At 74.7% G+C, this 6607-nt stretch carries 3 protein-coding genes and 1 pseudogene; 2 read left to right on the top strand and 2 right to left on the bottom strand.

Translation table 11 applies throughout. The features are described 5' to 3' along the window. Positions 1-434: 434 nt before the first annotated feature. Positions 435-4274: an ABC transporter ATP-binding protein gene (locus ABD308_RS38095; RefSeq protein WP_344345458.1), complete on the top strand. Its 3840-nt coding sequence runs from the start codon at positions 435-437 to the stop codon at positions 4272-4274. 59 nt (positions 4275-4333) lie between these two features. On the opposite strand, the gene ABD308_RS38100 is transcribed toward ABD308_RS38095, so the two are convergent. After that, positions 4334-5350, bottom strand: coding sequence for an ATP-grasp domain-containing protein (locus ABD308_RS38100; protein WP_344345454.1), 1017 nt, complete (start codon positions 5348-5350; stop codon positions 4334-4336). A 200-nt stretch (positions 5351-5550) separates the two neighbouring features. Here ABD308_RS38100 and ABD308_RS38105 point away from each other — a divergent pair, with 200 nt between their 5' ends. Next, complete coding sequence (locus ABD308_RS38105; protein WP_344345456.1) at positions 5551-6087, top strand: NUDIX hydrolase; 537 nt, start codon at positions 5551-5553, stop codon at positions 6085-6087. A gap of 41 nt (positions 6088-6128) precedes the next feature. Here the strand turns inward: ABD308_RS38105 and ABD308_RS38110 are convergent. Next, a pseudogene (locus ABD308_RS38110) lies at positions 6129-6607 on the bottom strand (hypothetical protein); the annotation flags it as partial.

Below are 6607 nucleotides of genomic sequence, written 5' to 3' on the forward strand. Positions count from 1 at the left end.
CGGCGCGGGTCGCGAGCGGGCGCGCGCTCGGCCCGATGGCCTAGGACCAAGGGAGGTCGGCCCCCTGCGCCGGTGGGCGGTGGGCGGCTCCGCGCCCGTCGGCGACCCTGGTAGCGGGCGTGCCGGTCCGGTCCGCCGGGAATCAGCGCAGGTTGCGGGCTGTTGCCTCCTCCGTCGGGCCGGGATCCCCGGCTCGCCCTGGCCTGAAACTCCATGGCGGCCACCCGACGGAATGGTTAGCATCCCTAAATATGCCTGAGACTCACGGATCTACGGTGGAGCTTTCCCCGAGCGGCACCCGAACCGATGCCCCGGGCGGGCCCGGGGACGGGCACGCCCGACCGGGCCCGGACCCGGACCCCACGACCTCCGCCAGCCCCCACACCAGCACCAATACCGGCGACGACGCCGACGGTGCGGGCTGGCTCCGGCGGCTGCTCGGCTACTGCTGGCGCTCCCGGCGCAGCGTGCTGCTCTCCTTCGGCGCCTCGCTCCTCGGCATGGCCGTCACCGCCCTGGTGCCCCTGGTCACCAAGGTGATCATCGACGACGTCATCACCGCGCACACCCGCCCGCTCGCCCCGTGGGCCGTGGTGCTCCTGCTGGCCGCCGCCGTGGTGTTCGGCTGCACCCAGGTCCGCCGCTACTACGGCGGGCAGCTGGCCGTCGACGTCCAGCACGACCTGCGCGCCGACCTCTTCCGCTCGCTCGGCAGGCTCGACGGTCACCGTCAGGACCGCCTGGACACCGGCCAGGTCGTCGGCCGCGCGACCTCCGACCTCCAGCTGGTCAACGGGCTGCTCTCGATGCTCCCGATGATGACCGGCTACCTGATCATGTTCGCCATGTCGCTGGGCGTGATGGTCTGGCTCTCGCCGCCGCTCACCCTGGTCGCCCTGGTGATGGCCCCGGCGCTGTGGTGGATCTCGACGCTCAGCCGCAAGCGGCTCTTCCCCTCCACCTGGGCCGCCCAGCAGGAGGCCGCGGCCGTGGCCGGCGTGGTCGACGAGGCGATCGGCGGCGTGCGGGTGGTCAAGGGCTTCGGCCAGGAGACCCAGGAGCTGGACAAGCTGGAGGCGGCCTCGCGCCACCTCTTCGCGGCCCGGCTCCGCTCGATCCGGCTCAACAGCCGCTACAACCCCGCCATGCAGGCGATCCCCGCGCTCGCCCAGGTGGCGGTGCTGGCCTTCGGCGGCTGGCTGGCGGTCAACGGCCGGGTCTCGCTCGGCACCTTCGTCGCCTTCTCCACCTACGTGGCCCAGATGACCGGCCCGGTCCGGATGCTGACCATGGTCATCACGGTCGGCCAGCAGGCCAGGGCCGGTGTCGAGCGCGTGCTCCAGCTGATCGACGAGCGCCCGCTGGTCCAGGAGCGTCCGGACGCCGTCACCCTCGACCTCGACCCCACCCGCACCCCAGACCAGTCCGCCGCCCCGCGCGTGGTCGGCCCGCTCACCACCGAGGTGGCGCTGGAGTTCGACCAGGTCGGCTTCCGCTACGACCCCGAGCACCCCGCGCCCGTCCTGCACGGCCTCAGCCTGCGCCTCGCACCCGGCGAGACCCTGGCCCTGGTCGGCGCCTCCGGCTCCGGCAAGTCCACCGTCGCGCAACTGGTGCCGCGCTTCTACGACCCGGCCGCCGGCACCGTCCGCCTCTACGGCCACGACCTGCGCGACCTGACCCTGGACTCGGTCCGGGCGGCCGTCGGCACCGTGCCCGAGGAGAGCTTCCTCTTCTCCGAGACGGTCCGCACCAACATCGCCTACGGGCGCCCCGACGCCACCGACGAGCAGATCGTCGCCGCCGCCCGCGCCGCCCAGGCCGACGAGTTCGTCCGGGCCCTGCCCGACGGCTACGACACCAAGGTCGGCGAGCAGGGCCTGACGCTCTCCGGCGGCCAGCGCCAGCGCATAGCCCTGGCCCGGGCGATCCTCACCGACCCCCGCATCCTGCTCCTGGACGACGCCACCTCGGCGGTCGACCCGCAGATCGAGGCGGAGATCCACGACGCGCTGCGCTCCGTCATGGCCGGCCGCACCACGCTGCTGATCGCCCACCGGCGCTCCACCCTCCAGTTGGCCGACCGGATCGCCGTCCTCGACCGCGGCCGGCTGCTGGACCTCGGTACGCACGAGGAACTCGAAGCCCGATGTCCCCGGTACCGGGCCCTGATCACCGATCCCGAGGCCGGTCGCGCCCCCGCCGCGCCCGAGCCGGCGAACCCGGCCGACCCGGCCGGCTCGGCGAGCCCGCCGAACCCCGCGAACAAGCAGGACCCCGCGAACGCCCAGGACCCGGCGAACGACCAGCGCCCGGCCGACCCGACGGAGACGCCCGCCGCCGCGCCGCCCGCGCGCCCCGCGATGTCCACCCCGGCCCTGGCCAGGGCCGCCCGCACCGCCGCCCCCGACCTGCTCGCCAAGGTCGCCGCCCTCCCGCCGGCCACCGACACCCCGGCGATCCCCCGCGACGAGGCCGAACGCGGCGACCCCGACTTCAGCCTCCGCCGCCTGCTGCGCCCCTTCCGCGCCCCGCTCGCCCTCGCGCTGCTGCTGGTCGCCCTGGACGCCGGTGCCGCCCTGGTCCTGCCGATCCTGATCCGGCACGGCATCGACGACGGCGTCAACAAGGGCGTCATGACCGGCGTCACCGTCGCCTCGCTCGCCGCCCTGGCGGTCGTCCTGCTGGACTGGCTGGTGCAGAGCGCCGAGAACCGGGTCAGCGGCCGCACCGGTGAACGGGTGCTCTACACGCTCCGGCTCAAGATCTTCGCCCACCTCAACCGGCTCGGCCTCGACTACTACGAGCGCGAGCTCTCCGGCCGGATCATGACCCGGATGACCACCGACCTGGACTCGCTCACCTCGTTCCTGCAGACCGGCGTGGTCACCGCCGTGGTCAGCCTGCTGACCTTCCTCGGCATCCTCGCGGCCCTGCTGGTGATCGACGCCGGACTCGCCCTGGCGGTCTTCGCGGTGCTGCCCCTGCTGGTGGTGGCGACCCTGGTCTTCCGCCGGAAGTCCAAGGCCCAGTACGAGATCTCCCGGGACCTCATCAGCACGGTCAACGCCGACCTGCAGGAGAACGTGGCCGGCATGCGGATCGTCCAGGCGTTCCGCCGGCTGGACACCAACACCGACCGCTTCGTCGCCCGCGGCATCGCCTACCGGGACGCCCGGGTCCGGGCGCAGCTCTACATCTCGATCTACTTCCCGTTCGTGCAGTTCCTCTCCAGCGTGGCCGCCGCACTGGTGCTGATCGTCGGTGCGTCGCGGGTGGACGCCGGGACGCTCACCGTCGGCGCGCTGGTGGCGTACCTGCTCTACATCGACCTGTTCTTCGCCCCGGTCAACCAGCTCTCCCAGATCTTCGACGGCTACCAGCAGGCGGCGGTCGGCCTGGGCCGGACCCGTGAGCTGCTGCGCACCCCCACCAGCACCGCGCAGGCCGCCGACCCGGTGCCGGTCCCGGCCGGACTGCGCGGCGAGATCGAGTTCGACCACGTCGGCTTCGCCTACAACGGCGGCGCGGACGGCGCTCCGGACGTGCTCACCGACGTCAGCCTGCGGATCCCCGCCGGACAGACGGTGGCACTGGTCGGCGAGACGGGGGCCGGCAAGTCGACCCTGGTCAAGCTGGTCGCCCGGTTCTACGACGCGACCGCCGGCACCGTGCGGGTCGACGGCGTGGACCTGACCCGCTACGACCTGGCCCAGTACCGGCACCGGCTCGGCGTGGTCCCGCAGGAGGCCTACCTGTTCGCCGGGACGGTCCGCGAGGCGATCGCGTACGGCCGGCCCGACGCCTCGGCGGCCGAGGTGGAGGCGGCGGCCCGGGCGGTCGGCGCGCACGACATGATCGTCCGACTGTCCGACGGCTACGACCACGAGGTCGCGGGCCGGGGGCGCAACCTCTCGGCGGGCCAGCGCCAGCTGATCGCGCTGGCCCGGGCTGAGCTGGTCGACCCGGACGTCCTGCTGCTGGACGAGGCCACCGCGGCCCTCGACCTGGCCACCGAGGCGGCGGTCAACCACGCCGCGGACCGGCTCAGCGGCGGTCGCACCACGCTGGTCATCGCGCACCGGCTGACCACCGCCGAGCGCGCCGACCGGGTCGTGGTCCTGGACCACGGCCGGGTGGTCGAGGACGGCACGCACGCCGAACTGCTCGCCCTGGGTGGGGCGTACACCCGCCTCTGGCAGGCGTTCGTGGCGGAGGGGCACGGCGCGAAGGGGGACGCGCCCGAACCGGCCTCCGACATGATCGTCGGATAGCCGGACCGCACGGCGGCGGGCACCGGAACGGGCCCGCCGCCCTGGTCACGCCGCCCTGGTCATGCCGCGAGCAGGGCGATCAACAGCGCCGAGGGATCGATCCCCCGGGGCAGCTCGCTCACCTGCCCGTCCCCGACCTCGACCACCCGCCAGCCGGAGCCGTCGGCCCGCTCGGCGAGGTCGGTGGTGACGAACCGGCAGCCCAGCGCCCGCACCAGCGGCCGGACCACGGACAGATCGGGAGCGGCCGGGCAGCCGGGCAGGTCCGGATGCGGCCCGACCAGCACGGGCTCGCCGTCCAGCCACCACACCCGGGCCTCCACCGCCCGCCGCCGCCCGTCCGACGCCCCCTCCGGTCCACCGCCGGACGATCCGCCGTCGGACGGTCCACTGCCGGACGATCCGCCGTCGGACGGGCCGCCGTGGGTGTCCCACACCACCCGGGTGAACTCCTCGAACCGCCGCAGCACCACACCGCCCGCCAGGTGTTCGGCCTGCAGCTCCACGAACCGCGCGACCACCCGCTCGACCGCCGGCAGGTCCGCCAGCTCCGGGATGTAACAGGCCTCGTCCCACTCGTGCTTGCGGGACTTCACGTAGTCCTTGACCATCGCCGGTCCCCGCCCGCCGAGCCGGGCGACGGCGGCCGCCAGCCGCTCCGCACTCGGCGGCCCGACCTCCACCCCGGCTCCGGCTTCGGCCCCGGCGCCCGCCAGCGGCAACCAGACGCTCTGCGGCGTGGCCCCCTCGAACACCTCGTACCAGCCCGGCAGTTCGTGTGCCGAGGCGTACCCGGGCGGACTGGTCAACAGCTGCCCCCCGCGCTCCGCCAGGGCGGCGGCGAACTCCGCGTAGCGGTGCGAGGGGAGCATCCATCCCCGGTACCAGAACGGTCCGCGCCCCGCCGGCACGCCGCGCACGGCCGTGTGCGCCGCCCCGGCGAGCAGCGCGTCATGGTCGACCAGGTGGTGCTCGCCGCCCAGATCGCGCAGCAGCCTGGCCTCCCACGCGAACTGCGGGTCGACCCGGCGCGGGTCCAGCGGATGGGCGGGAAGGAGAAAGGCGGGTGCGGGCATGGGCGTCAGGGTAAGGCCACCGGCTGATCGGCGGGCCGTCAAAACCCCGACGTCACAGGCCTCGACCCGCCCGGACGGGCCCGTCCGGACACCGGTCGGGCACCCGTCCGGCAGTCCGTTCCGGAGCCCCGCCGACCGCGCCCGGGCCGCCCGGCGGAATCCGCTCGACGCCCCGAGCGGCCCGCTGCGAGAGTGGCCCGATGCGAAACCTGTGGCGTAACGCGCGAAGGATCCCGCGGCAGGCGGCCCGCACGGTCGTCCTGGACGACGGGGGCTCCGTCTTCCTCCTGCGCTCGGACAACAGCGAGGTCGGCGTGCACTGGACCATGCCGGGCGGCGGCATCGAGCCCGGCGAGTCACCGTGGACGGGGGCGCGCCGCGAACTCTGGGAGGAGACCGGCTGGTCCGACCTCGAACCCGGCCCGCTGCTCTGCACCTGGGAGCACGACTTCACCTGGCACGGCACGCCCGTCCGCCAGCACGAGCACATCTACCTCACCAGCGGCCCGCACCGCGGCCCCGTCGGCGACGTCAGCGCGATGCACGCCGCCGACAAGATCCTCGACTGGCGCTGGTGGACCCCGGAGGACCTCGCCGACCAGAACGCGGACGCCCTCTGGCCGCCCCGGCTGTCCGACCTGCTGGCGGCCGTCCGGGAGGGCTGGCTCACCGACCGCCGCGCACCCGAGCCCGTCGACCTCGGCTACATCCCGAACGCCCGGCCCGCCCGTTCCTGAACCGGCCCGTCCCCGACCGGCCGTGCTCCAGGGCCGTTCCCCTAGACCGTGCCGCGCCCGCCGCGACGGCCCGCCCGCCCGGGCGGTCCGGCCTTCCAGTCCCGCGGCTCCAACTCCCGGTCGTGCAGCGCGCCGGAGTTGATCACGACGGAGAGCCGTGCCTCCGGCAGTCGCTCATAGGCGAGGCCGGTGGCGCTCAGCAGGTGCTCGGTCGGCACCGATACGGCGATCGCGGGCCGCCAGGCGGGCAGCACCACCAGACAGGTGCCCCGGCCGAGCCGGACGAGCTCGGCGGTGGCCCGCATCGCGGGCCGCTCCTCGGGACGCCCGGGCGCCCCGGCCTGCCCGGCGCGCGCCGCCTCCGGCGGGTTCGGGGTGCCACCGATCAGGACGCCCAGCCGCGCCTCGGTGCCGGTCGCCGACCGCGTGTCGGTGCCGGTACCGGTGTCGGTCCGAACGTCGTCGCCGGTGCGCGGCGCGGGGACGCCCGGCACCTCCGTCGCCGGGGCCGGGCCGGTCC

It is taken from the genome of Kitasatospora putterlickiae (genome assembly GCF_039527695.1).
Classification (GTDB): domain Bacteria; phylum Actinomycetota; class Actinomycetes; order Streptomycetales; family Streptomycetaceae; genus Kitasatospora; species Kitasatospora putterlickiae.

What these genes read in the sequence shown, in the direction of transcription:
- ABD308_RS38100 (WP_344345454.1), bottom strand. Translation starts at nt 5,350, where the DNA reads ATGCCCGCACCCGCCTTTCTCCTTCCCGCCCATCCGCTGGACCCGCGC.
- ABD308_RS38105 (WP_344345456.1), top strand. Translation starts at nt 5,551, where the DNA reads ATGCGAAACCTGTGGCGTAACGCGCGAAGGATCCCGCGGCAGGCGGCC.